Origin of the sequence: Mycolicibacterium fluoranthenivorans (assembly GCF_011758805.1) — a bacterium.
Classification (GTDB): Bacteria; Actinomycetota; Actinomycetes; order Mycobacteriales; family Mycobacteriaceae; genus Mycobacterium; species Mycobacterium fluoranthenivorans.
Genome location: NZ_JAANOW010000001.1, coordinates 972591 through 997666 on the forward strand (window position 1 = coordinate 972591; position 25076 = coordinate 997666).

Consider the following 25076-nt stretch of genomic DNA (forward strand, 5'->3'; position numbering starts at 1 on the left):
CCGCCCGTATCCTTGATCAATATGCTGAAGAGATCACGTCGGCGCGCGGCGGGAACTCCTGCGGCCGCCGGAGCCACTGCCTCCCGCTCGTGTGAGCATCTTCAGGCCGCGGTGGGCATCGTAGAGCCGGAGCCCGTCACCCCGGGACGTTGCCAGGAATGCGAAGCCGATGGCGAGCACGCGTGGGCGCATCTGCGGATGTGTCTGACCTGTGGTCATGTCGGCTGCTGTGATTCCAGCCCGCTCCAGCACGCCTCGGCGCATTTCCACCAGACCGGACATGCCGTGATGCGCTCGGCCGAACCGGGTGAATCCTGGCGTTGGTGCTACATCGATATCCGGTTGGGCTGACGATCTGGCAGGCTGGGTGGGCAATGACTGACGCGAAGAACGCCCCGGTTCCCGGCCCGGCACCCATCGTGATGCTGCTCGGCTCGGGTGAAACGAGTCGCGAACTGGCGCTGGCTTTTCAGCGGCTGGGCGCCTCGGTGGTCGCGGTGGATCGGTACGCGGACGCACCCGCGCACCTGGTCGCCGACCGTGCCCTGGTGGTCAAGATGAACGATCGGGACGCGCTGGCCGCGGTGATCGCCAAGGAACAGCCGCATTTCGTGGTGGTCGAATCGGGTGTGGTCGCCACCGACGCGCTGGCTGTCGCCACCGACGGTGTGCAGCACGTCCCGATGGTCTTCCCGACCCCCGAGGCCACTCGCCTGAGCCTGGATCGCGAGGGTCTTCGCCGGCTGGCCGCCGATGAGCTCGGCTTGCCCACCGCGCCGTTCTGGTTCGCCGGGTCGGCCGCCGAATTGGCCACCGTCGCCGAGCACGCCGGTTTCCCGCTCACCGTGACACCGGTGCAGGGCGCCCCCGGCGACGGCGTATCGGTGCTGCTGCGCGCCGAAGACGTCGAGCCGGCCTGGAACCGCGCGGTCGCCGCCGGGCACACCACCCACAACCGGGTGATGGCCGAGACGGTGGTCGACGTGGACGACGAGGTGACGCTGCTGACGGTCCGCACCACCGGGCCGACCGGACCGGCCGTCCATTTCTGCGAGGTGATCGGGCGCCGCACCGCCGAGGACGGCACCCTGTCCACCTGGCAGCCGCACCGGTTGTCGCCCGCCGCGCTGGACGCGGCCAAGTCGATCGCGGCCCGCATCGTGAATTCACTGGGCGGGCGCGGGGTCTTCGGGGTGGATCTGCTGGTCCGCGGTGACGAGGTGTACTTCGCCACGGTGCGGCCCCGCCCGGACGACACCGGCCTGCTGACGGCGCGCACCCAGCGGTTGTCCGAGTTCGAACTTCATGCCCGCGCGGTACTCGGCCTGTCGGTGGACACCATCATGGTGTCGCCCGGCGCGGCGGAGGTGGCCTACGGCGGCGCCGATACGACCACCCAACCCGCGGACCCGGGGGAGATGCTCGCCGTCCTGGCCGAAGCGCTGGCGGTGGCCGAGAGCGACGTCCGCCTGTTCAACCGGCTCGACGAGTCCGACGGCCGGTACCGGCTGGGCGCCGCCCTGGCGACCGCACCCGATGTGACGGTGGCCCGGGACCGCGCGCAGCGCACCTCGCATGTGCTGCGTAAGCTCTGGCAGTCGTGAGCGACCAGGACGACCAGCAGGACCGACCGACCGCCGCCCCCTTCCTGGGCGCGCTCGTCATCATCGTCATTGTGATCACCGTGATTTTTGTGCTGAACCGCCAGAGCGGTGGCGGGGATCCCGAACAGATCGGCACTGCCGTATCGGGTCAGAACGACGCCCTGCAGCGGCAGGACTACCAGGATTTCGTGAAGTACACCTGCAAGGAACAGCAGGGCACGCAGGATGACGTCCTTGCCCGGCAACGTAATTCAGCGGCCACGCGCGGAGAACGCTATGTGGACGGCGTCGGCAATGTGGTGGTGAACGGCGATCGCGCCACCGCCAAGGCGACCTACCACTTCAACAACGCGCCGGACACCTTGGTCGGCGCCGATCTGGTACTCGTCCGCGAGGACGGGTCGTGGAAGATCTGCTCGGCGACTCCGGGCTAACCCTTGTTACCCGTGCGGACCACGCGCTACTACGGTGTGAGGTGTGTCCACACCCTACGCAGGAGACATCACGCCGCAGGAAGCCTGGAAGCTGCTGGCCGACGACCCCAGCGCCGTTCTGGTCGACTGTCGCACCGAGGCGGAATGGCGTTTCGTGGGGGTGCCTGATCTGGCCGAGCTGCGGCGCGATGTGGTCTACGTCGAGTGGAACAAGAGCAACGGCTCACACAACGACGGCTTCCTCGACGATCTGACCGGTGCGGGTGTCACGCCCGGCGAGCGCCCGGTGATCTTCCTGTGCCGGTCCGGGAACCGGTCCATCGGCGCGGCCGTCGCCGCCACCGAAGCCGGTATCGCGCCGTCGTACAACGTGCTCGACGGATTCGAGGGCAATCTCGACGAGAACGGCCACCGGGGCGCAACCGGCTGGAAAGCGGTCGGCCTGCCTTGGAAACAGACGTAGCGACAGACGTAGCGACAGAGTGCACAACAGAGCGAGGGTCAGTTCATGAGTGAGGTTCCATCGGTCCGGATTCCGGCGGCCCTGCCCGACGGCGTCAGCCAGGCCACCATCGGTGTCCGCGGCGGGCTGCTGCGGTCGGGTTTCGAGGAGACCGCGGAAGCCCTCTATCTCACCTCCGGTTATGTCTACGAGTCGGCGGCGAGTGCGGAGCAGGCGTTCACCGGTGAGATCGACCGGTACGTGTACTCGCGCTACGGCAACCCCACCATCTCGATGTTCGAGGAGCGGCTGCGGCTCATCGAGGATGCCCCGGCGGCCTTCGCCACGGCCACCGGGATGGCGGCGGTCTTCACCGCGCTCGGCGCGCTGTTGGGTGCGGGGGATCGGCTGGTGGCTGCCCGCAGCCTGTTCGGGTCCTGTTTCGTGGTGTGTAACGAGATCCTGCCGCGCTGGGGTGTCGAGACGGTGTTCGTGGACGGCGAAGACCTCTCGCAGTGGGAGGAAGCCCTGAGCAAGCCCACCCAGGCCGTGTTCTTCGAGACCCCGTCCAACCCGATGCAGTCGCTGGTGGATATCGCCGCGGTCTCCGAACTGGCGCATGCTGCCGGCGCGAAGGTGGTGCTGGACAACGTCTTCGCCACCCCGTTGCTGCAGCAGGGCATGCCGCTGGGTGCGGACGTGGTGGTGTATTCGGGCACCAAGCACATCGACGGCCAGGGCCGGGTGCTGGGCGGTGCGATCCTGGGCGACAAGGAGTACATCGACGGGCCGGTGCAGAAGCTGATGCGCCACACCGGCCCGGCGATCAGCGCGTTCAACGCCTGGATCCTGCTGAAAGGCCTTGAGACGCTGGCCGTCCGGGTGGACTACTCGAACCGGTCTGCGCAGCGCATCGCCGAATTTCTGGAAGGCCAGGCCGGGGTGAACTGGGTGAGATACCCGTTCCTGGAATCACATCCGCAATTCGACCTGGCCAAACGGCAGATGCGCGGCGGCGGGACCGTGGTCACCTTCGAGTTGGCCGCCGGAAAGCATGGATCTGCGAAGGATCGCGCCTTCGAGGTGCTCGACAAACTCCAGGTCATCGACATCTCCAACAACCTGGGCGACGCCAAATCGCTGATCACCCACCCGGCCACCACCACGCACCGCGCGATGGGGCCGGAGGGCCGGGCCGCCATCGGCCTGGGTGACGGGGTGGTGCGCATCTCGGTCGGCCTGGAAGGGACCGAGGACCTGATCGCGGATCTGGACCGGGCGCTGGGCTGAGCGGTGTCACGGGACAACGCAGCGAAGAAGGCCCGCCGCAAGAAGCGTCAGGCCGCCCATCGGATCTCCACCGCGGCCTTCGAGCAGGTGGCGGCCATCGAGGATGCGGTGGTGGCCGACCTCGCCGAGTTCGACGAGCGAATCACCTTACGCGGCTGGATCTTTGACGAGGAAGAATCCAACGACGACTATGCGGTCTGGTTCTTCGAGCCGTCCGGGGCGCAGGTCGCCGACGGGCTGCCGGTGACGTCACTGTGGCTGGACGCCACCGAGGACGGCGCGATCGTGCGGGTGGTCCTGGTCGGCACCACGACGCAGCACCCGTTCACCCACGACCAGCTGTTCGAGCACCTGCAGGTGATCGAGGACTACCGGAACGGTGACCCGGTCCCGGAGTTCGGCTAGGGTCTGCAACCCATGGCCCTCATCGCGGGAATCGACTCCTCCACGCAGTCCTGCAAGGTGATCGTCTGCGACGCCGACACCGGACGTGTCGTGCGGGAGGGGCGGGCCCGTCATCCCGACGGTACCGAAATCGAGCCGTCGGCATGGGAATCCGCTGCCGGGGTGGCCATCGCAGACGCCGGCGGGCTCGATGACGTCTCCGCGGTATCGGTCGGTGCGCAGCAGCACGGCATGGTGTGCCTGGACGAACAGGGTCAGGTGGTGCGGCCCGCGCTGCTGTGGAACGACACCCGTTCGGCGCCGGCGGCAGCGGATCTGGTGACCGAGCTCGGCGGGCCGCAGGCCTGGGCCGACGCGGTCGGCGTGGTGCCGTTGGCGGCCATCACGGTGTCCAAACTGCGTTGGCTGGCCGACCACGAACCGGCCGCCGCCGACCGCACCGCCACGGTGTGCCTGCCGCACGACTGGCTGAGCTGGCGGTTGGGTGGCCAGACCGATCCGGCCGCCGTCGTCACCGACCGCAGCGATGCCAGCGGCACCGGCTACTACGACGCCGGCACCGGCGAGTACCGCACCGATCTTCTGGAGCTGGCCCTGCGTGGCCGCCGCCCCGCCCTCCCGCGGGTGCTGGCACCCGGAGACGGCATCGCGGCCGCAGGCCGGGTGTTCGGCGCCGGATTGGGCGACAATGCCGCTGCCGCAATGGGTTTGGGAGCCGTCGAGGGGGACGTCATCGTCTCGATCGGCACCTCGGGGGTGGTCTCGGCGGTCGCCGCGGTCCCGGTCAGGGACGCCGAAGGATTCGTCGCCGGTTTCGCCGACGGGACCGGCCGGCACCTGCCGCTGGTGTGCACGCTCAACGGGGCACGGGTGCTCGATGCCGCGGCCACCCTGCTGCGTGTCGACCACGACGAGCTGTCCCGGCTGGCCTGTTCGGCCCCGCCTGGCAGCGACGGCCTGGTGCTGGTGCCGTACCTGGAAGGGGAGCGGACGCCCAACCGTCCCGACGCGACCGGTGCGGTGCACGGCCTGCGGGTGGGCAATGCCACCGCCGCCAACCTGGCCCGGGCCGCGGTGGAAGGTCTGCTGTGCGCGCTGGCCGACGGGCTCGACCACCTCACCGATCTGGGGGTGCCGGCGCGGCGGGTGTTGCTGGTCGGTGGTGGCGCCAGATCGCAGGCGTTGCGTGAGATCGCACCCACCGTCTTCGGTGTCCCCGTGCAGGTGCCGGACCCGGCCGAATACGTCGCGCTCGGCGCGGCGCGCCAGGCCGCGTGGGCGCTGACCGGTTCGCTGCCGGAGTGGAACCCACCGGCCGCCGCGCGCTACGAGGCCGACGTCGTGCCCGCGGTGCGGGCACGGTATGCCGAGGTCCGCGACCTCACGTCCTCGGTGCCGGCCGGCCGCCGTGAGTGAAGTGACGCTGCGGCAGTTGCGCTACTTCGCCGCCCTGGGCGAGGAGTTGAACTACCGCCGCGCCGCCGAGCGCCTGTTCATCACCCAGCCGGCACTGTCCACCGCGATCAAAGCGCTGGAGCAGGCGTTCGGGGTGGTGCTGTTCACCCGCAGCACCCGGGAGGTCGCGCTCACCGATCTGGGGGCGGCCTGGCTGCCGCAGGTGCAGCAGGCCCTGGCCGGGGTGGACGCGGTGGTGGACAACCTGGTGACGTTGTCGGGTACCCGCCAGGGCCGGCTGCGGCTGGGATATCTGATCGGCACCGGCGCCGACCTGCTCTTCCGCATCGTGCGCCATTTCGAGGCCGCCTATCCCGAGGTCAGCGTCGAGCCGATCGAGTTCGATTTCGCCGACCCGACCGCGGGTTTGTCCTCGGGTGCCACCGAGGTGGCGCTGATCAGGCCGCCGGTGGATCTTCCCGAACATCGGATGCTGATCCTGGATTCCGAATCCTGGGTGGCCTGCCTGCCCAGGGATCATCCGCTGGCCGGTCGGCATGAGGTGGGGATCGCCGAACTGCTCGACGACCCGATCGTGTGCGCACCGCTGACGGCCGGCCCGTGGCGGGATTACTGGCTGGCGATGGATGTCCGCGGGAACCGGCCGCCGACCATCGCCGCGGTCGCCGCGACGTACGAGGCCGAGACGACGTCGATCGCGCGGGGCCTGGGCATCAGTTTCACCACCTCGTCGGTGGCCCGGTTCTATGACCGCCCCGGCATCGTTTACGTGCCGATAACAGACCGGCCGCCGAGCCACACGGCGCTGGCGTGGAATCCGGCGGCCCTGTCTCCCCAGGCGGATGCGCTGGTCAGGCACGTGCAGGCGCATTGGAGCTTCGGCGACACCCCGGACGATCCACCACGCTGATAAACAGCGGTTATCAATCCATCAAAACATCGAACTTCCGGTGACCGGCCGTCGGCGTTTTCCTTACATCAGTCGCTGTTCCATTCCGCCTGACCTGGAGTGACCATGACCGATACCCCGGTACGCCCCACTGATGTCCCCGCTACATCGCCGCCCGCACTCGATTCCGAGGACGCCAAGCTGGCCGAACTCGGTTACGCCCAGAAGCTGGACCGCTCCGTCGGCACCCTGGCGTCCTTCGCGATCGGCTTCGCCACCATCAGCGCCACCACGGCGGTGTTCACCGGCTTCGGCGCGGGCTACTTCACCGCCGGGGCGCCGTTCGTGTGGACCCTGCTGCTGGCCGGTGCGGTGTTCGCGCTGTGGGCCTTCATCGCGGCCGACCTGACCGCCAAGCTGCCCCTGGCCGGGTACTCGTACCAGTGGATCAGCCGGATCAACGGGCCGAACCTGGCCTGGTTCACCGGGTTCATCGCGCTGATGGGCTGGGTCTGCGGGATGACCGGTGTCGGCTTCATCCTGTCCGGCTACCTCGGCGGCCTGTTCGGCTGGAGCATGAGCCAGAGCGCACAGATCCTGCTCGCCATCGCGGTGGTCTTCGTCTGCGTGCTGATCAACATCTACGGCGTCCGGTTCGCCACCATGGTGAACAACATCGGCGTCAGCCTGGAACTGGTCATCACGGTCGGCGCCACCTTGCTGGTCGCGGTTCTCGCCTTCTCCGCACCGGAGAACCACCAGCCCATCTCGGTGCTGTTCACCGGCGGTGAATCCGGGGACAAGGACTCCTACCTGCTGGCCTGGCTGGCCGCCGCGCTCGGCCCGTTCTTCGGTCTCATCGGTGTGGAGTCCGGCGCCGATGTCGCCGAGGAGACCAAGAACGCCCGGCAGGTGGTGCCCAAGACGATGTTCTACGCGCTGGTCACGTCGATCGTCATCGAACTGCTGATGTACATCGTCTACGTGTTGGCCATCCGCGATACCGCCGCCGTCGCCGCCAACCAGGGCGCGCCCATCGAGGAGATCATCAACCAGCAGGCCGGCCCCGTCGTCACCAAAATCGTGGTGGCCGTGGCGCTGACGAACATCCTGGCGTGTCTGCTGGCCAACATCCTGGTGGCCACCCGGCTGACCTACTCGATGGCCCGGGACAACATGCTGCCGTTCTCGCACATCTGGCGGCATGTCTCGCCCAAGAGCAAGGCGCCCACCTACGCGGTGCTCGGACTGGGCGTGCTGTCCGCGCTGCTGCTGTGCTCGGCACTGGTGAACGAGCAGGCGTTCAACTACATCATCGGCATCGCCTCGCTGCTGTTCTTCTTCGTCTACATCCTGCAGACCATCGGCCTGCTCATCGGGTACAAGCGCGGCACCATCCCGGTGGGCGAGCCGGGCACGTTCGACCTGGGCCGCTGGCGGCTCCCGCTGTACGTCACCGCGCTGGTGGTGTTCCTCGGCGTCGCCGTCGCGCTGCTGTTCCTGCCGCAGTTCACCAACAACAAATGGGTCTTCCTCGGCATCGTCGCCATCGCGGCGCTGTGGTGGGCCACCGGCCTGAAGGCGCGGCTGGCCCGCGGCGACGCCGGTGCCGACTACGTCAAGACCCACGCCTCGTAGAACCGAAAGGACTCAACCACAATGACTCTCGCAGATGCAGGAACCTCCAATCTCGTCGCCGTCGAGCCCGGCGCCGCCATCCGGGAGGACACCCCGGCCGGTTCGGTGATCCAGTACAGCGATTACGAACTCGACACCTCCAGCCCGTTCGCGGGCGGGGTGGCCTGGATCGAAGGCGAGTACATGCCCGCCGAAGAAGCCAAGATCTCGATCTTCGACACCGGCTTCGGTCACTCCGACCTGACCTACACCGTGGCGCATGTCTGGCACGGCAACATCTTCCGGCTCGGCGATCATCTGGACCGGCTCCTCGACGGGGCCCGCAAGCTGCGGCTGGATGCGGGGCTCACCAAGGACGAGCTCGCCGAGATCACCAAGAAGTGCGTCTCGCTGTCGCAGCTGCGTGAGTCGTTCGTGAACCTGACCGTCACCCGCGGATACGGAAAGCGCAAGGGCGAGAAGGATCTCACCAAGCTCACCCATCAGGTGTACATCTACGCCATCCCGTACCTGTGGGCGTTCCCGCCGGCCGAGCAGATCTTCGGCACCACCGCCATCGTGCCACGCCACGTCCGTCGGGCCGGTCGCAACACCGTCGACCCGACCATCAAGAACTACCAGTGGGGTGACCTCACCGCCGCCAGCTTCGAGGCCAAGGATCGTGGCGCGCGTACCGCGATCCTGCTCGACTCCGACAACTGCGTCGCGGAGGGCCCCGGCTTCAACGTGTGCATCGTCAAGGACGGCAAGCTGGCGTCTCCGTCGCGAAATGCCTTGCCCGGCATCACCCGGAAGACGGTCTTCGAGCTGGCCGACCAGATGGGCATCGAGGCCACCCTGCGTGACGTGACCAGTCACGAGCTCTACGAGGCCGACGAGCTGATGGCCGTGACCACCGCCGGCGGCGTCACCCCGATCAACTCCCTCGACGGTGAGGCGATCGGGAACGGCGAACCCGGCCCGATGACCGTGGCGATCCGGGACCGGTTCTGGGCGTTGATGGACGAGCCCTCCCCGTTGATCGAAGCGATCGAATACTGAGTCCCGAGGCGGTCGTCGACCTGGCGGCCATCGCACACAACGTCGGTGTTCTGCGCGAGCGGTCCGGCGCCGAGGTCATCGCGGTGGTCAAGGCCGACGGGTACGGGCACGGCGCGGTCGCCGTGGCTCGTGCTGCGCTGGCGGCCGGGGCGAGCGAACTCGGGGTCGCCACGGTGGGCGAGGCCCTGGCGTTGCGCCGGGCGGGCGTCACCGCGCCGGTGATCGCGTGGTTGCACGCGCCGTCAACGGATTTCGTCGCTGCGGTGCAGGCCGGCGTCGAGGTGGTGGTGTCCACGCCGGGGCAGTTGGACGCGGTCGTCGCCGCGGCACACCGGCTGGGCCGTACTGCCACCGTCGGTGTCAAGGTCGATACCGGTCTGGCCCGCAGTGGGGTGTCCGAACGCGACTGGCCCGATGTCTGTGCGCTGCTCAAAGACGAGGCGCTGGTGCTGCGCACGGTGATGTGTCACCTGGCCCGTGGCGATGAACCGGGTCATCCGCTCAATGCCGGCCAGGCCGCCGGGCTCGATGACCGCGTCGTGGACCTGCGCCGGGCCGGACTGCGACCGCAGCGGGTGCATCTGGCCAATTCGGCTGCCGCGCTGACGGATCGGAGTCTGGCCCGGGATATCGTGCGAACGGGTATCGCGATCTACGGGCGCAGCCCGGTGCCCGCCCTCGGCGACTTCGGGCTGACACCCGCGATGACGATGACCGCCGAGGTGGCGCAGGTCAGGAGAATCCGCGGCGGGCAAGGTGTTTCGTACAACCACGCCTGGGTCGCGCCGGCTGACACCGTGGTGGGTGTGCTGGCCTGCGGGTACGCCGACGGGGTGCCCCGTGCGCTGAGCAACCGGCTGCCGGTGCACATCAACGGCCGCCGCTTCGACGGGGTCGGCCGGATCTGCATGGACCAGCTGGTGGTGGACCTCGGCCACGACGGCGGTGGCGTGACCGAGGGAGATCGGGCGGTGCTGTTCGGTGGTGCCGGTGTGACCGCCGGCGACTGGGCGAACGCCACCGGCACCATCGACTACGAGATCCTCACCGGGATCGGGGGGCGCACCGAGCGGCGCTATTTGCCGCCGGACTCGATGACGCCCTGGGCGGCCCGGGCGCGGTCCTCGTAGGCCTTGCGCTTGGACTTGTCGAACTCCAGGAACACCTTGTCCAGGCCGAGTGCCTTGTTCAGTGCCCGCCGGCCCTTGGGTGGGAGCATCTGCGCGGCCTGTGCGGTGAACCGCAGCGGCGGCGGCACCGACACATGGGTCTTGGGCTTGTCCAAGGTCTTGACGATGGCGGCGGCAATATCTTCGGGTTCCACGGGCTTGATCGCGCCGCTGGACTTGGTGCCCGAGATCAGCTCGGTGTTGGTGAACGGCGGCATGACCACCGAGACGTTGACGCCGTACGGCGCCATCTCGTCGGCCAGCGCGGTCGACAGTCCGACCACGGCGTACTTGGCGCCGACGTAGACCACCTGGCCGGGCAGCGGGATCAGGCCCGACAGTGAGGCGATGTTGATGACGTGACCGCTGCGCCGCTTGACCATCTCCGGCAGCGCGAGCTGGCAGCCGGTGAGCACGCCGTACACGTTGACCTCCAGCGATGACCGGATCGACTGTTCGGTCTCGTCCAGGAACGCCCCGACCGGCATCACGCCGGCATTGTTGATCAGCACGTCGATGTGGCCGCCACCGTCGGTGCGGGCCTTGTCCAGGAACGTCGCGAAGGACTCCCGGTCGGTCACGTCCAGGGGGTAGCCGGAAACCTGCCCAAGCTTGGTGAGTTCGACGACGGCCGACTCCTGCAACGCGACGTCGCGGTCACCGATGACGACGCGGGCGCCGCGAGCCAGCAGGGCCTTGGCGGTGGCATAGCCGATACCGCGAGCGGCGCCGGTGATCGCGATGGTCTTGCCCCTGATGTTGTCCATGGGACCGAACTTTACATGTGTCAAGTTTCTCGCGAAAGTGTGCTCCAGGTTCCGTACGGGCACGGTGTGTGGATCGAGTTGTCCGTCGGTTTGGTGGCTGCCGACCGGCGATCTGGAGTGCGGGACGCGCGGCTTCGGCGGCTATGTCACCGAGCGCTGTCCGATGCGCGACCGGTCCAGACTTCGCGAGCGAGGGTGCTCGTGAGCTCTGACTGCGCGTGCGCACCCACGAAGGTGGCCTGCATCCGGAGTGCTTCCAGGGCGGCGGACTCGCTTCGGGGGAACATCACCGCCTCGTAGGCCGCCAACGCCGCCTCGGTGTCACCCGGATGGGCGGCGATCGCCGCGCCGAGTTCGGCGCCGTCCAACATCGCCAGGTTCGCGCCCTCGCCCGACGGCGGCGACAGGTGGGCAGCGTCGCCGAGCAGCGTCACGCCCGGGGTGCGATCCCAGCGGTGATCGGTCGGCAGCGTGTGGATCATCCGGACCGTCGGTCCGGTGTCGCAGTCGGTGATCAGCGCCGTGAGTTCGGGTGCCCAGCCGTCGAATTCGGCTGCGACGCAGGCGGTGTCAGTGAGGTCGACGGCGGCGATCCATTCGGCCGGCCGGTGCAGCGCGACATAGGCGTGCAGCACGGCGTTCGGCTCACGATGGGCGCCGATCCACTTGCCCGGCGCGACGGCGAACATCGAGCCCGCGCCGACCGCCGCGGCGGCACCGGGGTGGCGCGTATCGGCGTCGTGCAGATAGGTTTCGACGAACGTCATACCGGCGTAGCCGGGTGATGCGTCCGAGACCAGCGGCCGGATCTTCGACCATGCGCCGTCGGCGCCGACCAGCAGTTCGGTGCGTACCGAGCCGCCGTCGGTGAAGCTCAGCTCGTGCCGGCCGTCGCCGAGCGGTCGGGCACCCGCCACCTTGTGGCCCCACCGCACCGTGTCCGCGGGCAGCGAGTCCAGCAGCACCCGGCGCAGTTCGCCGCGCAGTACCTCGGGACGAAGCCCGGCGCCGTCGTCGGGCTCGTCGATGAGCACCGTGCCATCTGGTGCCAGCAGTCGGTCCGCCTCGGCGCCCACGTGGATGATCGCGCGGAATTGTTCGGTCAGTCCGGCCAGCTCCAGCGCGGGCTGACCGGTGTCGTGATGAATGTCCAGCTGTCCGCCCTGGGCCCGGCTGCCCACAGACGTTTCCGCCTCGTACACGGCGCTGGCGATGCCGTGCACGTGCAGTACCCGTGCCAGCACCAGCCCACCGATGCCTGCGCCCACGATCGTCACGCGCGTCGTCATCCAGCCCCCTTTGGAACGTTGTTCCAACCAGGTTGGAACAACGTTCCACACATGTCAAGATGGGGCGTGGCCGAACGCCGGACGGATGCCCTGTCGAAGGAGCGCATCGTCGAGGCCGCGATCGAGATCCTCGACACCGACGGCGAGGGCGCGCTGACCTTCCGGGCGCTCGCCGCCCGACTGGCCACCGGCAGCGGGGCGATCTACCACCACGTCCCAGACAAAAACACGCTGCTCGCCGCGGCGACCGACAGCATCGTCACCCGCGCCATGGCCGGGGTGGCCGGCGATCTGGCGCCGGCAGACGCGATCCGGGCTATCGCGGTGGGTCTGTTCGACACCATCGACGAGCATCCCTGGGTCGGTGCTCAGCTGCACCGCCACCCCCGGTCGGCGCTACTGCGGATCTTCGAAGGTATCGGCGGCCGGATCCGGGCGCTCGGTGTTCCCGAAGCGGCGCAGTTCAATTCGGCGTCCGCGCTGACGAACTACATCCTGGGCGTCGCGGCGCAGAACGCCGAGAACGCCCGGTCACAGGGGGCGGGGGCGGACCGCACCGCGTTTCTCGCCGACGTGGTGCGGCAGTGGACGCGCAACGACCCCGCGCGGTACCCGTTCGTCCACTCGGTGGCGGCCCAGCTCCGCGATCACGACGACCGCGAGCAGTTCCTGGCCGGGATCGACCTGATCCTGGCGGGGATGGACACCCTGAGCTAATTCTTCAACCACAGGTCGACGCCGTTGTCGACGAACACCCGCAGCAGCGTGCTCCACACCGGTTCGCCGATCGCCGCCCTGGGTCCCTGATACGGGGCCAGGACGAACCGGAAACCGCCCTCCTCCGGTGTGCCGAAGCCGCCGCGCAGGCAATCGGCCAGGGCGTCGAGGTTCGACCCGAAATAGCCGCCGTCACCGTTGACCGCACGGCCGACCTCGGTATAGAAGTCCGCTGCCGACCCGATCCGGGACCCGTCGATCCGATACGTCTTCACACGCCTCCGATCAGGCAGAACGATTCGTAGTGATCGCCGGTGTAGTAGAACTCGGGCGGCCGGATCAGGGGTTGCCCACCGGTGACGATGCGGCGGGTCCCGCGGTGGGATTGACCCGGGGTGGGCACCGTGTACTCGTGGTAGTAGCCGCGCTCCCGCTTGGGCAGCCTGCCCTCGTAGTTGCCGAACACCACACCGTCGTTGCGGGGGTAGGGAAATGGGCCGCCGGACTCGATGCGGTGCACGGTCTCGCCGGCCTGCGGGGGCAGACCACCCAGGTCGCACGTGCCGTCCGCGGGGCCGGCCGTCGGGGTGGCCGTCGGAGTGGCCGTCGGAGTGGTGGTGCAGCCGGCCAACAGGCCACACACCAGTGCCACCACCACCGCTGCCGCCCGCATCGGCACGACGCTAGCAGGCCGGATTTCCGATCATGGTGATCCGATCACCCCCATCCGGAATGCACCTGGCGCGGACACGTTAGACATGAGGTGATGACCGTTCCGCTCTCCGTCCTCGACCTCGCGCCGATCAGCGCGGGCAGCGACGCGGCCACGGCACTGCGCAACACCGTCGACCTGGCCAGGCATGCCGAACTGTGGGGTTACCGCCGCTATTGGTTGGCCGAGCATCACTATGTCGCGGTGGCCAGCTCGTCGCCCGCGGTGCTGATCGGCCAGATCGCCGCAGCGACCCGCACCATCCAGGTGGGCGCGGCCGCGGTGCAGCTCGGATACACCACCGCCATCGCCGTGGTCGAGAGCTTCGGCATCCTGGACGCGTTCTATCCGGGCCGTATCGATCTGGGGGTCGGCCGGTCGGGTCAGCGCCGCACCGAGTCGCTGCGGCCGGCGTCGCGCATACCCACACCTGCGCGGGAACGGCATGAGGTGGACGGCGTGGTGGTGCCCGCCCCGTTCGACGTCGGTGCAGTCATGCGCACTCCGCGGCTGCGGGCCATCATGGCCACCCTGCAGCAACCGGACGCGGTCTCGCCGGATTTCGGCGATCAGGTGGCCGATATCGTGGCCCTGATCAGCGGCACCTACCGGGCCGGGGGTTTCGAGGCGCATGCGACACCTGGGGAGTCGAAGACGTTGTGGCCGTGGGTCTTCGGTAGTTCCAAGGGGCAGAGCGCCCGGGTGGCCGGTGCGCTGGGGCTGCCGTTCGTGGCCAGCTACCACATCACCCCGGCCACCGCGCTGGAGGCGGTGGCCGCCTACCGCAACGCTTTTCGTCCCTCGGCCGCGCTGGCCCAACCCTATGTGGTGGTATCGGCCGATGTGGTGGCTGCCGACGACGAGAAGACCGCGCGCCATCTGGCCGGCAGCTACGGCCACTGGGTGCACTCCGTCCGCGCCGGGGGCGGTGCCGTGCCGTATCCGGACCCCGACACCGTGGCTCCGCTGACCGAGGAGCAGCTGGCCCTCGTGCAGGACCGGATCGACACCCAATTCGTCGGTGATGCCGATCAGGTGGCCGACCGACTGGCTGCGCTGCAGCGCGTGACCGGCGCCGACGAACTCGTCATCACCTCGGTGACCCACCGCCACGAGGACAGGCTGCGGTCCCATGAGCTGATCGCCAAGAGGTGGGCGAGCTAGGCTCGTGTCGTGTCGCAAACGACCGTCGGGCTGCTGATCCTGGCGGCGGCCCTGTTGACGGCGCTGGCCGGGGTCGGCCTGCGCCTCGTCGTCGGCCGCAACAGCGATTCCCCTGCGATGCGACGGACCGTGATCGCCTTGCGTGGCAATGTGATCGGGCGGGTGCTGTTCGGCCGAGTCCTCACCGACCCGTTCGACGACGATGAGCTGGACGGGATGATCCTGATGCCGGCCATCGTCTTGGCCTGCGGACTGTTCCTGACCGGGGTGTTCCTGCTCGGCTACGACGTGCTCACGTGAGGCGGGTGCACAGCACCGCCAGCGCGTCGTTGGTGGCGTGGACACCGGCCGCGCCGATCGTCGCGGTCAGCCGAGACCGCAGTTCGCCCTGTTCGGCCTGAGGTAGCCGTAGCACATTGGAGTAGGTCGTCACCAGATCAACCCAGGCCTCGCACGCGTAGTGCGGGTGCTCGACATAGCGCCGGCGGTCACCCACCAGGCCGGCGGCGGCGAGCAGCGGGTCGAGGTGCGTGCCCTCGACATCGGTCGAGGGCCGCTGCCATTCCTCGAGGATGCCCTCGTAGGCGCGGCCGAGTTCGGCCGGGCTCGGGGTGACGGGCACGATACGGTTCCACAGCAGCGCCAGCCGGCCGCCGGGAGCCAGCAGGGTGCGGACCTTGCGCAGCCCCGCTTCCGGGTCCACCCAGTGAAACGACTGCGCGAACACCACCAGGTCGAAGGTGCGGCCCCTCGCGTCCCAGTCCTCGAAACTGGACACCTCCACGGCGAGGCCTTTCTGTGCGGCGATCTCGGCCATCTGCGGATCGGGTTCCACCGCCAGCACGTCGGCGCCCGCGTCGCGCAACTGCGCGGTCGCGATACCGGTGCCCGCACCGACATCGAGCACCCGAATACCTTGGCGCTCAACCAGATCCGCGATGAGCGCGGCGGGGTAGCGCGGGCGGTGCCGGTCGTAACGCGCTGCGGCGGAGCCGAACGAGTTCGCCCGCTCCCGGTCACGATGGACCGGTGCCCGGCCGGTCACCGGGCCGCCTGCCGGACGGCGTCGCGCACCGGGCCGCGCCATACCGGTCCGTGACCGGGCAGCACCACCTCGGTGTCGAGCATGCCCAGCGCGTCCAGGCTGCGCAGGCAGCTCTGCTGATCGTGGTTGAACAGGCCGGGCAGCAACTGCGGACCTCGTCGCGAGCTCAACGGATGCCCCGTCACCAGGGCGTCGCCGCTGACGAGCACGCCGTCCACCAGATAGGAGCAGTGCCCGCCGGTGTGGCCGGGGGTGGGGATGGCCGTCGGGGTGCCCGGCAGGGTGGCCGCGATGTCCTCACCCAGGGCCTGGGTGCCCGGGATGCCCTCCCTGGTCAGCGCGCCCTTGCCGATGATGGCGGCCGTCCAGGCCAGGTACCGGGGCTGCCAGATCCGCGTCACCAGATCGATCGGCGCCACCTGCTCCAGGTATTCGCGCTTGGCGTGGCCGACCTCGGCTGCGTGCGTATACACCGGCGTGCCAAGGGTTTTCGCAAACCCGATGGCGGAACCGAAATGGTCGACGTGCGCGTGGGTGAGCAAGAAGGCGCGCACGTCCTGCATCTGGAAGCCGAGCCGGCGCACCGATTCGACGACGTCCCCGCGTTGACCCGGATAGCCGGCGTCGATGACCAGCACACCGTTGCCGTCGGTCACCAGCGTCCAGTTGACCAGGTCGGTCTGCACGAAATGCACGGTGTCGGTGACAGCTGTCAATTCGATCGAAGCGCCCACCGGGTCGAGTCTAGGCGGGCCGCTGGCCGGGGCTTGGGAATAGAAGTGCAGGGCAGGGAGTAGAAAAGACACGTGGCTGAACTCAAATTGGGGTACAAGGCATCAGCGGAACAGTTCGCTCCGCGCGAGCTCGTGGAGTTGGCCGTGGCGGCCGAGGCACATGGCATGGACAGCGCCACCGTCAGCGATCACTTCCAGCCGTGGCGGCACGAGGGCGGACACGCCCCGTTCTCACTGGCATGGATGACGGCGGTCGGCGAGCGCACCGAACGGTTGGTCCTGGGCACCTCGGTGCTGACCCCGACCTTCCGGTACAACCCGGCGGTCATCGCGCAGGCATTCGCCACGATGGGCTGTCTGTATCCGGACCGGATCTTCCTCGGTGTCGGAACCGGGGAGGCGCTCAACGAGATCGCCACCGGCTACGAGGGCGAGTGGCCGGAGTTCAAGGAGCGCTACGCGCGGCTGCGCGAGTCGGTCCGCCTGATGCGCGAACTGTGGCTGGGCGACCGCGTCGACTTCGACGGCGAGTTCTACAAGACCAAGGGCGCCTCGATCTACGACGTACCCGAGGGCGGTATCCCGATCTACATCGCCGCGGGCGGGCCGCAGGTGGCCAAGTACGCGGGCCGCGCGGGTGACGGTTTCATCTGCACCTCGGGCAAGGGTGAGGAGCTCTACAAGGACAAGCTCATCCCCGCCATGCGCGAAGGTGCCGAGGCCGCCGGGAAGAACCCCGACGATATCGACCGGATGATCGAGATCAAGATCTCCTATGACACCGACCCGGAGCTGGCGCTGGAGAACACCCGGTTTTGGGCGCCGCTGTCGCTGACCGCCGAGCAGAAGCACTCCATCGACGATCCGATCGAGATGGAGAAGGCCGCCGACGCACTGCCCATCGAGCAGGTGGCCAAGCGCTGGATCGTCGCCTCGGATCCCGACGAGGCCGTCGAGAAGGTGGCCGACTACGTCACGTGGGGCCTGAACCACCTGGTGTTCCACGCGCCCGGCCATGACCAGCGCCGCTTCCTCGAACTGTTCAAGCGGGACCTGGAGCCCCGGCTGCGCAAGCTGGGATAGTCAGGCGCTCACGATGCGCTCCACCATGCCGTCGTCGGCCCGGCGTTCCCGTACCGGGTGCGAGTGGGCCACGGCGGACACGGTGGCGGTGAGCCGCACCCGGTCCGCGCGGAACAGGTCGTAGGCGTACTCGAACGGCCTGCCGGCCGCGTCGCGAGCCACCCGGGTGATCGCCAGCAGCGGTTTGCGATGCGCGATGTCCAGCCACTGCGCCTCGCGCGGACTGGCGCTGACCACCTCGATGGTTTCGTTGGTCGTGGCCGGCACCAGGCCGTAGCGCACCCGCAGCAGCTCGTAGAGGGAACCACCCAGGGGCTGCTCCAGCAGATCACCGACCTGCTCGGTGATGAAACAGGACATGTCCACCGACAGCGGTACCCCGTCGGCGTAGCGCAGTCGCCGGATGACGAACACCTCGGCATCCTCGGCGATCTCCAGCGCCGCGGATTCGGCGACGGTGGCCGGCCTGCGGTCGGTGGCCAGCACCTTGGTGGCGCTGGTGTGGCCGCCGCTCTGCAGGAGTGCGGGCAGCCCGGCCTGTTCGGCGGCGCCGCGCTGCACCATATCCGCGCGGATGAAGGTCCCGCCGGCGCGACCGGTGCGCCGTTCCAGCACGCCGGCCTGGCTCAGGGGCAGCAGCGCGCTGCGCAGCGTCGCACGCGACACCGCGAACCTCTCGGCCATCTCCCGCTCGGTGCCCAGTCGTGAACCCGGCCGCAATGCCCCGCTGGACAGCATCGACAGAATGCGCCGGCGCACATCCTCGGCGACCGCACCCCCCGCCGTCTCTTCCATGGTCAGGCCTCTTCCGCGATCAGTTGATGATCGCGTCCAGGGATTCGGGAAGCACCTGACCGCCGTCGACGGCGATGGACTGACCGGTGATGTAGGCCGCCTCGGCGGTGGCCAGGAAGGCGGCCAGGTGACCGATGTCCTCCGGGGTGCCCAGGGCGCCGGCCGGAATGGACCGCGCCATGCTGGCGATGTACTCCTCGCCGTTTTCCGCCATGCCCTCACTCATGATGTTACCGGGCAGGATCGCGTTGACGGTGATCTTGTGCGGCGCCAGTTCGATCGCCGCGGTGCGCATGAACCCCAGCTGCGCCGCTTTGGTGGCCCCGTAGTGCGACCAGCCCGGGTAGCCGGTGATGGGCCCGGTGATCGACGAGGTCAGGATGATGCGGCCGCTCCCGGAGGCGATCAGCGCGTCCAGGCAGGCCTGCACCGCGAAGAAGGTGCCGTTGACGTTGATCCCCATGATCTCGTTGAGCTGCTCCACGGTCATGGTGGCCAGGGGAGCATCGGGGAAGATCCCGGCGTTGGCGCACAACACGTCCAGACCGCCGAAGGCATCGATGACCGTCGCGGCCATCTCCGTACACGACTGCCGGTCGCTGACATCGACGCGAACCCCGACGACCTTTCCGGGGCCCAGCTCGTCGAGGGCGGCGACGGTCTCGTCGAGGCCGGCCGCCGAGCGCGCCGCGACGGCCACGTCGGCCCCGGCGCGGGCGAAGACGCCGGCGATCCCGCGGCCGATTCCCTTGCTGCCGCCGGTCACCAGTACCGAGCGGGACTGCAGGTCGAACATGTGTCTCCTTAACGTAACCAGGTGTGATCGTCGAGATAGCGTTCGGCCAGTCGGGCGGTCCCGACGGCGTATCCGGGACCGATCGCGATGGCCGCGTCGGCGTCGGCATGCGAGGCGATCCATGCGGTGAGCTGGATGCGCCGCAGCATGACGAATGTCGGGATGAGCGCCAGATGCGCCTCGGGCAGCGTACGCACCTTGGTGTACCCGCGCAGCCACTCGGCCACGATGCGCTCGGCTTCGGGGGTGTCCTCGATCCAGGACACCACCGCGCCCAGATCTGCCAGGTGCCAGCCCCACCCGGAATCGTCGAAGTCGATCACGGTGATCCCGTCCGACGGTGCCGCCGGGTCGACCATCAGGTTCGACAGCCGCAGATCCGCATGGATCAGCCCGAATCTATCCGCGCCGGTGCCGAATTCGGACAGTTCCTCGGTGACGCGATGGACCGCACGCGTGATGGATGCCCGGTCGGTGTCGGCAAGGGCCGATGCCTCGCGCCAGTCGCCCCACCGCGCGCCGGGGCCGAGGATGTCGTCGAGATCCCAGCGGAACCGGGTGAAGCCCGCCGGCACGGGCCAGCCCTGCACGTGTTCGTGCATGATCGCCGTCAACTCGCCCAGGGTCGCGAACCCGACGGAGTCCGGAACCTCCTCGGCGGTGCAACCCGGGATCACGGTGACGGCGTCGACATAGAGGTGACGGTCGCCCACGATGGCGGTCACCACCTCGTCACCGACGCAGGAGTGCACCAATTCGGGAGTCTTGACCGCGGTTTCGGTGCGCAGGGCGCCCATCCAGGCCAGCTCCGAGCGGATGGCCTCCAGTGAGTGATACCCGGGCCGGTGTACCCGCAGCACGATCGGGTCGTCGTCGCACACCAGATAGGTGGCGTTCTCGGACAGACTCAGCAGGCGCAACGGGGTATCGAGGTCGCGCCGATAGGCGGGGAGCGCCGCCCGGGCGAAGCGCTCATGGTCGGCAGGCAATCCCGGCATGCCGACCAGTGTGGGCCAAGTATCGACCCAAAGCAGACCAAATAGCCGAGATTTACCTCGCTGTTGCAAAAGCTGCCAGGCTCGAAACGTGCCGGAAACAATGCGTGTGACGACTGAGTTTCCCAGTTGACCAAGCAATCTCGACGAGGTAACAATGGCCGACGTTGCAGTTCGTCACCGACATCGGCGCCGGTGACATTCCGATACCAGACCAAATAATGGTCACCAGAAATGCCCTCAGATTGGGATTCAATGAGCGAGATCATCGATCCACCGGCGCCCGCGGGCGCCGACACCATCCAGCGCCTCAAACCGAACGCGGTCGGGCTGGTCGGTGTGCTGTTCATGGCGGTCGCCACCGCTGCACCGATCACCGCCATGGTCGGCAACGTGCCGATCTCGGTCGGCTTCGGTAACGGCGCGTACGCGCCGGCCGGCTATTTCGTCGCCACCATCGTGCTGACCCTGTTCGCCATCGGCTACGCCAAGATGAGCAAGCACATCACCGCCACGGGTGCTTTCTACGGTTACATCTCACACGGCCTGGGACGCATCGTCGGGTTGGGCGCGGGCTTCTTGACCGCGCTGGCGTACATGGTGTTCGAGGCGTCGTTGATCGGCATCTTCTCCTTCTTCGGCAACGACCTGTTCTCCTCGCTGTTCAACGTCCATGTGCCGTGGATCGTCTTCGCGTTGGTGATGCTGGCCGTCAATGCCCTGCTGACCTACTTCGACATCAACCTGGCCGCCAAGGTGCTCGGCGTCTTCCTGGTCACCGAGATCGTGATGCTCGCGCTGATGGCGTTCTCGGTGCTGTTCACCGGTGGCGGCCCGCAGGGCTGGTCCTGGGGTTCGCTCAACCCGCTCAACGGTTTTCACAGCCTGTCGGGTGTCGTCACGGGCGCCGACGGGTCCACGATCGCCGTCGCCGGCTCCGCGGGTGTCGGCCTGTTCTTCGCGTTCTGGTCCTGGGTCGGTTTCGAGTCCAGCGCCATGTACGGCGAGGAGTCGCGTAACCCGAAGAAGATCATCCCGATCGCCGTGGTGAGCTCCGTCATCGGCATCGGTGTGTTCTACGTGCTGGTGTCGTGGCTGGCGATCGTCGGCACCGGGCCCGAGAACGCCGTTGCGCTGGCGCAGGATTCGGCGACCGCGGGCAACATCTTCTTCAACCCGGTGCACGAGCACCTGGGCCAGTGGGCCGTGGACCTGTTCAAGATCCTGCTGATGACCGGATCGTTCGCCTGCGGTATGGCGTTCCACAACTGTGCGGCCCGCTACCTGTACGCGCTGGGGCGCGAGGATGTCGTCCCCGGTATGCGCAAGACCGTCGGTGCCACCCACCCGGTGCACGGCTCTCCGCACGTCGCCGGCTTCGTCCAGACCGGTTTCGCCACCCTGGTGGTGCTGTTCTTCGAGGTCACCGGTCGCGATCCCTACACCGGCCTGTACGGCCTGATGGCTCTGCTGGGCACGACGGCGATCATGATCGTGCAGGCGTTGGCCGCATTCTCGGTGATCTCGTATTTCCATGTGCAGAAACGTCATCCAGAGACCGCCAACTGGTTCAGTACCTTCCTGGCTCCGCTGCTCGGCGGGCTCGGCATGGTCTACGTGATCTACCTGCTGGCCATCAACGCATCCTTTGCGGCGGGAACGGCGGCCTCGGACTGGGTGTTCGCGGCCATCCCGTGGATCGTCGGCGTGGTCGGGATCGGTGGCCTGCTGTGGGCCGTCTTCCTGAAGTACAAGGAACCCGCACGGTACGCCGAACTGGGTCGTACCGTGTTGGAAGAAGCGCACGAGCGCTGACGAAGACGCTGACAAGAATCATGGCATTTTCCAACATCATGGACTCCAACAGCTATCAGGGCGGTCAACAGGACGACCCCCTGATAGCTGCTCGGGGCCGGATGCTGGGCCCGGCGTACCGGCTGTTCTACGAACGGCCGGTACATCTGGTCCGCGGGCAGGGCACCCTGCTGTACGACGCCGAGGGGCGCGACTACCTAGATGCCTACAACAACGTTGCCAGCGTCGGGCACTGTCACCCGCACGTCGTCGACGCGGTGACGCGGCAGCTGGGCATGCTCAACACCCACACCCGGTATCTGCACGAAGGGATCGTCGACTACTCACGCCGCCTGCTCGCGAGCATGCCGGACGAGATCGACCAGGTGATGTACGCCTGCACCGGATCTGAGGTCAACGATCTGGCACTGCGGGTGGCCCAGACCTACACGGGGGCCACCGGCATCATCATCACCAGCGATGCGTATCACGGGAATACTGCTGCGGTGACGGCGATTTCACCGTCCATCGGGGGTGCGGCGGCCGTCGGCGCACATGTCCGCACGGTTGCTCCCGACCTGGCCGGGGTGCCGGCCGCCATCGCCGACCTGCAGGAGTCCGGTCTCGGGGTCAGCACACTGATCGTCGACACGATCTTCTCCTCGGACGGTATCTACCCGGACCCGTCGGTGCTCGAACCGGCGGTGACCGCGGTGCGGGCCGCCGGCGGGGTGTTCATCGCCGATGAGGTGCAGCCCGGGTTCGGGCGCACCGGCGAGGCCATGTGGGGGTTCGAGCGCCACGGTGTGGTGCCCGACCTGGTCACCATGGGTAAGCCGATGGCCAATGGACTGCCGGTGGCGGCGATGGCGGCACGTTCGCAGGTGCTGGATGAATTCGCGCGCGGGATACCGTATTTCAACACGTTCGGCGGTAATCCGGTATCGATGGCTGCGGCCGCGGCGGTCCTCGACGTGATCGAGGACGAGAAGCTGGTCGCCAATGCCCTGGAGGTGGGCACCGCACTGCGCGCGGAGCTGGCCCGGTTGGCGGGCACCCGTGAGGACATCCGCGAGGTGCGTGGCGCCGGCTTGTACGTCGGGGTCGAGGTGGACGGCCGTGACACCGCGCGGCGGCTGGTGAACGCGATGCGGGAGCGCCGGGTGCTCATCTCGGTGTGCGGGGCGCACGGCAACGTGCTCAAGATCAGGCCGCCGATGGTGTTCTCCCTGGCCGACGTGGATCGGTTCTGCACGGAGTTCGAGGCGGTGCTGGCGCAGCTGTGAGTCCCGGGCACGTGGTTGCGGCGTGCGGGGATTGCACGTACAGGAATTTCCCTGCAATTTCCCAGTTTTGGCGAGGGTAGGCTTTTCTCCGGGGTTGCTACGGGGGAGGAGCCGGTCATGGCCGAACGGGGCATGGAAGTCGATACCGAGCATCTGAATGCAGGTGCCGACCGGTGCGGTGACGCAGCGGGCACTGCGTTGGCCGCGGCCGGTGAACTCGCCGAGATGAAGCCGGCTGCGGGGATGTTCGGTGATTTCGACGAAGCCCGCATGTTTCATCAGGCGGTCTCGGCTGCGCACCAAGGTCATGTCGAGCAGTTTCAGGCCCATCACCGCGCTCTGGGCGATATCAGTGCCAAGAGCCGATCCGGAGCCGATGAATTCACCGCCACGGATGCGTCGTCGGCCGATTCCGTGCGTGCGGCCGGCGCGCGTTTCGGTGCGCCCTGATGCCACCACCTCTGGGTTTGGTCAACCTGTCGGTCGCGGATCTGATCGCCGAGGCGGGCGGAGACCCGTGGAAGATCAATGACGATCTGCAAGCCGGTGACCCCGGCGCTATCAATGCCCAAGCCGATGCGTTTCACACCGCGGCTGGTGCTGCCACCGAGATAGAGAGTGACTTCAAGGCGGCCAAGGAGCGTTTCGAAAAAGGCTGGCAACACAGCGGTGCCCAACACCCGATCACCGATTCGGCCGAGGTCACCCGCGCAACGCAGACGCTGCACCTGCAGAAGCCCCAACTCGCCACCATCGCACTGAATTTGGAGAATGTGGCCACCGCGCTGGTGGCGGCCCAACGTGCCTGCGACGCGGATATCGCCGCCCTGGACACCTTCTTGCACGGCGCCGATGACGCGATCGGCGCGGCCAAGGCAACCAACCAGGACACCAGGGCGCTGCACGACGCGGCGGTCGCCACGATGCGGATCACCCTGGGCGAAGTACAGGGCAGTCGGGACACCTACGTGAATGCGATGGCGGCGGCCGAGTCGTCCATGGCAGCGATCCCCGGAGAGGGGCCGCAGGCTGCCGGGGGGTCGACGGAGGCGTCGGGGCCGACCGTGACCAAGGGCGATGTGGCGATCGCAGGAGCGGGTGCAGTGGCCGGCGGGACCGCCGATGGCGTGCGGCAGACGACGTTGAAGATGATCGCGGACTCTCCCGGTACCGGCCCGGGTGCGGCCGACCCCGGCCTGTTGAAATGGTTGGAGGATCCGAAGATCGGCGGTGTCGAGTTGAAAGGATTTTCCCGGGTCGGCGGGTTGGTCGCTGCGGTCAGCGCGGTGCCTTCGGTGATGTCCGATATTCATGACGGGAATTCGGTGACCGAGGCCGTGACTCGGGAAACCTTTGCGACTGCAGCTGGGCTCGGTGTGGGAGCGGTAGCCGCAGATATGGCGATCGGCGCAACGGCGGGTTCGGTCGTTCCAGGCGTGGGCACTGCGATCGGTCTGGTGGCCGGTGCAGCCGTGGGAGCGGGCACAGCCTTGGGTGTGTCGAAAGTGATCGACTGGGGCTGGGATCCGGTCGCTGATGCGGTGGAGTCCGTCTTTGGTTTCGGATAGTTG

Annotated in this window: 28 protein-coding genes; 19 read left to right on the forward strand and 9 right to left on the reverse strand. The window is 68.0% G+C overall.

Annotated features, from left to right (window positions below):
• Nucleotides 1–24: 24 nt before the first annotated feature.
• The 11 genes from FHU31_RS04750 to alr all read left to right on the forward strand — a co-directional run bounded on the left by FHU31_RS04750 (nucleotide 25) and on the right by alr (nucleotide 10289).
• Nucleotides 25–351, forward strand: a complete 327-nt coding sequence (locus tag FHU31_RS04750; RefSeq protein ID WP_409371222.1) for a UBP-type zinc finger domain-containing protein — start codon at nucleotides 25–27, stop codon at nucleotides 349–351.
• Between the two features lie 23 nt (nucleotides 352–374).
• Nucleotides 375–1604 (forward strand): formate-dependent phosphoribosylglycinamide formyltransferase, encoded by a 1230-nt coding sequence (gene purT, locus FHU31_RS04755; RefSeq protein ID WP_167156336.1) that lies wholly within the window; start codon nucleotides 375–377, stop codon nucleotides 1602–1604.
• Nucleotides 1601–2038: an Rv0361 family membrane protein gene (locus FHU31_RS04760; protein WP_263987987.1), complete on the forward strand. Its 438-nt coding sequence runs from the start codon at nucleotides 1601–1603 to the stop codon at nucleotides 2036–2038. The genes purT and FHU31_RS04760 overlap by 4 nt, the downstream gene beginning before the upstream one ends.
• A 43-nt stretch (nucleotides 2039–2081) precedes the next feature.
• The gene (locus FHU31_RS04765; protein ID WP_167156338.1) at nucleotides 2082–2501 is read left to right on the forward strand and encodes a rhodanese-like domain-containing protein; all 420 of its coding nucleotides are present in this window, start codon (nucleotides 2082–2084) and stop codon (nucleotides 2499–2501) included.
• Nucleotides 2502–2546: 45 nt separating this feature from the next.
• Complete coding sequence (locus tag FHU31_RS04770; protein ID WP_167156340.1) at nucleotides 2547–3770, forward strand: O-succinylhomoserine sulfhydrylase; 1224 nt, start codon at nucleotides 2547–2549, stop codon at nucleotides 3768–3770.
• 3 nt (nucleotides 3771–3773) lie between these two features.
• Nucleotides 3774–4175 carry a hypothetical protein gene (locus FHU31_RS04775; protein ID WP_090358787.1) on the forward strand — a complete coding sequence of 134 codons (402 nt, stop codon included), beginning with the start codon at nucleotides 3774–3776 and terminating at the stop codon, nucleotides 4173–4175.
• Between the two features lie 12 nt (nucleotides 4176–4187).
• Nucleotides 4188–5591, forward strand: a complete 1404-nt coding sequence (gene xylB / locus FHU31_RS04780; RefSeq protein ID WP_167156342.1) for a xylulokinase — start codon at nucleotides 4188–4190, stop codon at nucleotides 5589–5591.
• A gap of 1 nt (nucleotide 5592) precedes the next feature.
• The gene (locus FHU31_RS04785; RefSeq protein ID WP_337788392.1) at nucleotides 5593–6501 is read left to right on the forward strand and encodes a LysR family transcriptional regulator; all 909 of its coding nucleotides are present in this window, start codon (nucleotides 5593–5595) and stop codon (nucleotides 6499–6501) included.
• Nucleotides 6502–6606: 105 nt separating this feature from the next.
• The gene (locus FHU31_RS04790; RefSeq protein ID WP_167156346.1) at nucleotides 6607–8118 is read left to right on the forward strand and encodes an APC family permease; all 1512 of its coding nucleotides are present in this window, start codon (nucleotides 6607–6609) and stop codon (nucleotides 8116–8118) included.
• 21 nt (nucleotides 8119–8139) lie between these two features.
• Complete coding sequence (locus FHU31_RS04795; RefSeq protein WP_167156348.1) at nucleotides 8140–9159, forward strand: aminotransferase class IV; 1020 nt, start codon at nucleotides 8140–8142, stop codon at nucleotides 9157–9159.
• Complete coding sequence (gene alr / locus FHU31_RS04800) at nucleotides 9153–10289, forward strand: alanine racemase (RefSeq protein ID WP_167160637.1); 1137 nt, start codon at nucleotides 9153–9155, stop codon at nucleotides 10287–10289. Before FHU31_RS04795 ends, alr begins: the two co-directional genes overlap by 7 nt.
• Here the strand turns inward: alr and FHU31_RS04805 are convergent.
• Nucleotides 10235–11095, reverse strand: a complete 861-nt coding sequence (locus tag FHU31_RS04805; RefSeq protein WP_167156350.1) for an SDR family oxidoreductase — start codon at nucleotides 11093–11095, stop codon at nucleotides 10235–10237. The two genes, alr and FHU31_RS04805, sit on opposite strands and share 55 nt — an antisense overlap.
• A gap of 146 nt (nucleotides 11096–11241) precedes the next feature.
• Complete coding sequence (locus FHU31_RS04810) at nucleotides 11242–12384, reverse strand: FAD-dependent oxidoreductase (RefSeq protein ID WP_167156352.1); 1143 nt, start codon at nucleotides 12382–12384, stop codon at nucleotides 11242–11244.
• Nucleotides 12385–12435: 51 nt separating this feature from the next.
• Between FHU31_RS04810 and FHU31_RS04815 the strand changes: the two genes are divergently transcribed.
• Nucleotides 12436–13101, forward strand: a complete 666-nt coding sequence (locus FHU31_RS04815; RefSeq protein ID WP_167156354.1) for a TetR/AcrR family transcriptional regulator — start codon at nucleotides 12436–12438, stop codon at nucleotides 13099–13101.
• Here FHU31_RS04815 and FHU31_RS04820 read toward each other — a convergent pair.
• Nucleotides 13098–13376 (reverse strand): barstar family protein, encoded by a 279-nt coding sequence (locus tag FHU31_RS04820; RefSeq protein WP_167156356.1) that lies wholly within the window; start codon nucleotides 13374–13376, stop codon nucleotides 13098–13100. The genes FHU31_RS04815 and FHU31_RS04820 overlap by 4 nt on opposite strands.
• Nucleotides 13373–13774, reverse strand: a complete 402-nt coding sequence (locus FHU31_RS04825; RefSeq protein WP_167156358.1) for a guanyl-specific ribonuclease — start codon at nucleotides 13772–13774, stop codon at nucleotides 13373–13375. Before FHU31_RS04825 ends, FHU31_RS04820 begins: the two co-directional genes overlap by 4 nt.
• 93 nt (nucleotides 13775–13867) lie before the next feature.
• On the opposite strand from FHU31_RS04825, the gene FHU31_RS04830 reads away from it, so the two are divergent.
• Both FHU31_RS04830 and FHU31_RS04835 read left to right on the forward strand, forming a co-directional pair.
• Nucleotides 13868–14977 (forward strand): LLM class flavin-dependent oxidoreductase, encoded by a 1110-nt coding sequence (locus FHU31_RS04830; RefSeq protein ID WP_167156360.1) that lies wholly within the window; start codon nucleotides 13868–13870, stop codon nucleotides 14975–14977.
• 9 nt (nucleotides 14978–14986) lie between these two features.
• Complete coding sequence (locus FHU31_RS04835; RefSeq protein WP_167156362.1) at nucleotides 14987–15277, forward strand: hypothetical protein; 291 nt, start codon at nucleotides 14987–14989, stop codon at nucleotides 15275–15277.
• Here FHU31_RS04835 and FHU31_RS04840 read toward each other — a convergent pair.
• Together FHU31_RS04840 and FHU31_RS04845 are read right to left on the reverse strand one after the other, a co-directional pair.
• On the reverse strand, nucleotides 15270–16064 hold the full coding sequence (locus FHU31_RS04840; RefSeq protein WP_167156364.1) for a class I SAM-dependent methyltransferase: 795 nt from the start codon (nucleotides 16062–16064) through the stop codon (nucleotides 15270–15272). The two genes, FHU31_RS04835 and FHU31_RS04840, sit on opposite strands and share 8 nt — an antisense overlap.
• A complete protein-coding gene (locus FHU31_RS04845; RefSeq protein ID WP_263987990.1) occupies nucleotides 16019–16756 on the reverse strand; it encodes an MBL fold metallo-hydrolase in 738 nt (245 codons plus the stop codon). The genes FHU31_RS04840 and FHU31_RS04845 overlap by 46 nt, the downstream gene beginning before the upstream one ends.
• Before the next feature lie 72 nt (nucleotides 16757–16828).
• Here FHU31_RS04845 and fgd point away from each other — a divergent pair, with 72 nt between their 5' ends.
• Nucleotides 16829–17839: a glucose-6-phosphate dehydrogenase (coenzyme-F420) gene (fgd, locus tag FHU31_RS04850; RefSeq protein WP_167156367.1), complete on the forward strand. Its 1011-nt coding sequence runs from the start codon at nucleotides 16829–16831 to the stop codon at nucleotides 17837–17839.
• Here fgd and FHU31_RS04855 read toward each other — a convergent pair whose 3' ends face one another.
• From FHU31_RS04855 to FHU31_RS04865, 3 genes are read right to left on the reverse strand one after another with little or no spacing between them, the layout of a single operon-like run.
• Nucleotides 17840–18634, reverse strand: a complete 795-nt coding sequence (locus FHU31_RS04855) for a GntR family transcriptional regulator (RefSeq protein ID WP_167156369.1) — start codon at nucleotides 18632–18634, stop codon at nucleotides 17840–17842. It lies immediately after the preceding gene.
• Between the two features lie 19 nt (nucleotides 18635–18653).
• A complete protein-coding gene (fabG, locus tag FHU31_RS04860; protein ID WP_167156371.1) occupies nucleotides 18654–19430 on the reverse strand; it encodes a 3-oxoacyl-ACP reductase FabG in 777 nt (258 codons plus the stop codon).
• A gap of 8 nt (nucleotides 19431–19438) precedes the next feature.
• Complete coding sequence (locus FHU31_RS04865; protein WP_167156373.1) at nucleotides 19439–20428, reverse strand: phosphotransferase enzyme family protein; 990 nt, start codon at nucleotides 20426–20428, stop codon at nucleotides 19439–19441.
• A 252-nt stretch (nucleotides 20429–20680) separates the two neighbouring features.
• On the opposite strand from FHU31_RS04865, the gene FHU31_RS04870 reads away from it, so the two are divergent.
• The 4 genes from FHU31_RS04870 (at nucleotide 20681) to FHU31_RS04885 (ending at nucleotide 25073) form a co-directional block, all read left to right on the forward strand.
• The gene (locus FHU31_RS04870; RefSeq protein ID WP_167156375.1) at nucleotides 20681–22240 is read left to right on the forward strand and encodes an APC family permease; all 1560 of its coding nucleotides are present in this window, start codon (nucleotides 20681–20683) and stop codon (nucleotides 22238–22240) included.
• A 20-nt stretch (nucleotides 22241–22260) separates the two neighbouring features.
• Nucleotides 22261–23505, forward strand: a complete 1245-nt coding sequence (locus tag FHU31_RS04875) for an aspartate aminotransferase family protein (protein WP_167156377.1) — start codon at nucleotides 22261–22263, stop codon at nucleotides 23503–23505.
• 117 nt (nucleotides 23506–23622) lie between these two features.
• A complete protein-coding gene (locus FHU31_RS04880) occupies nucleotides 23623–23955 on the forward strand; it encodes a DUF2563 family protein (protein ID WP_167156379.1) in 333 nt (110 codons plus the stop codon).
• Nucleotides 23955–25073: a putative alpha/beta hydrolase gene (locus FHU31_RS04885; RefSeq protein WP_234901138.1), complete on the forward strand. Its 1119-nt coding sequence runs from the start codon at nucleotides 23955–23957 to the stop codon at nucleotides 25071–25073. The genes FHU31_RS04880 and FHU31_RS04885 overlap by 1 nt, the downstream gene beginning before the upstream one ends.
• The last annotated feature ends 3 nt before the right edge of the window (nucleotides 25074–25076 follow it).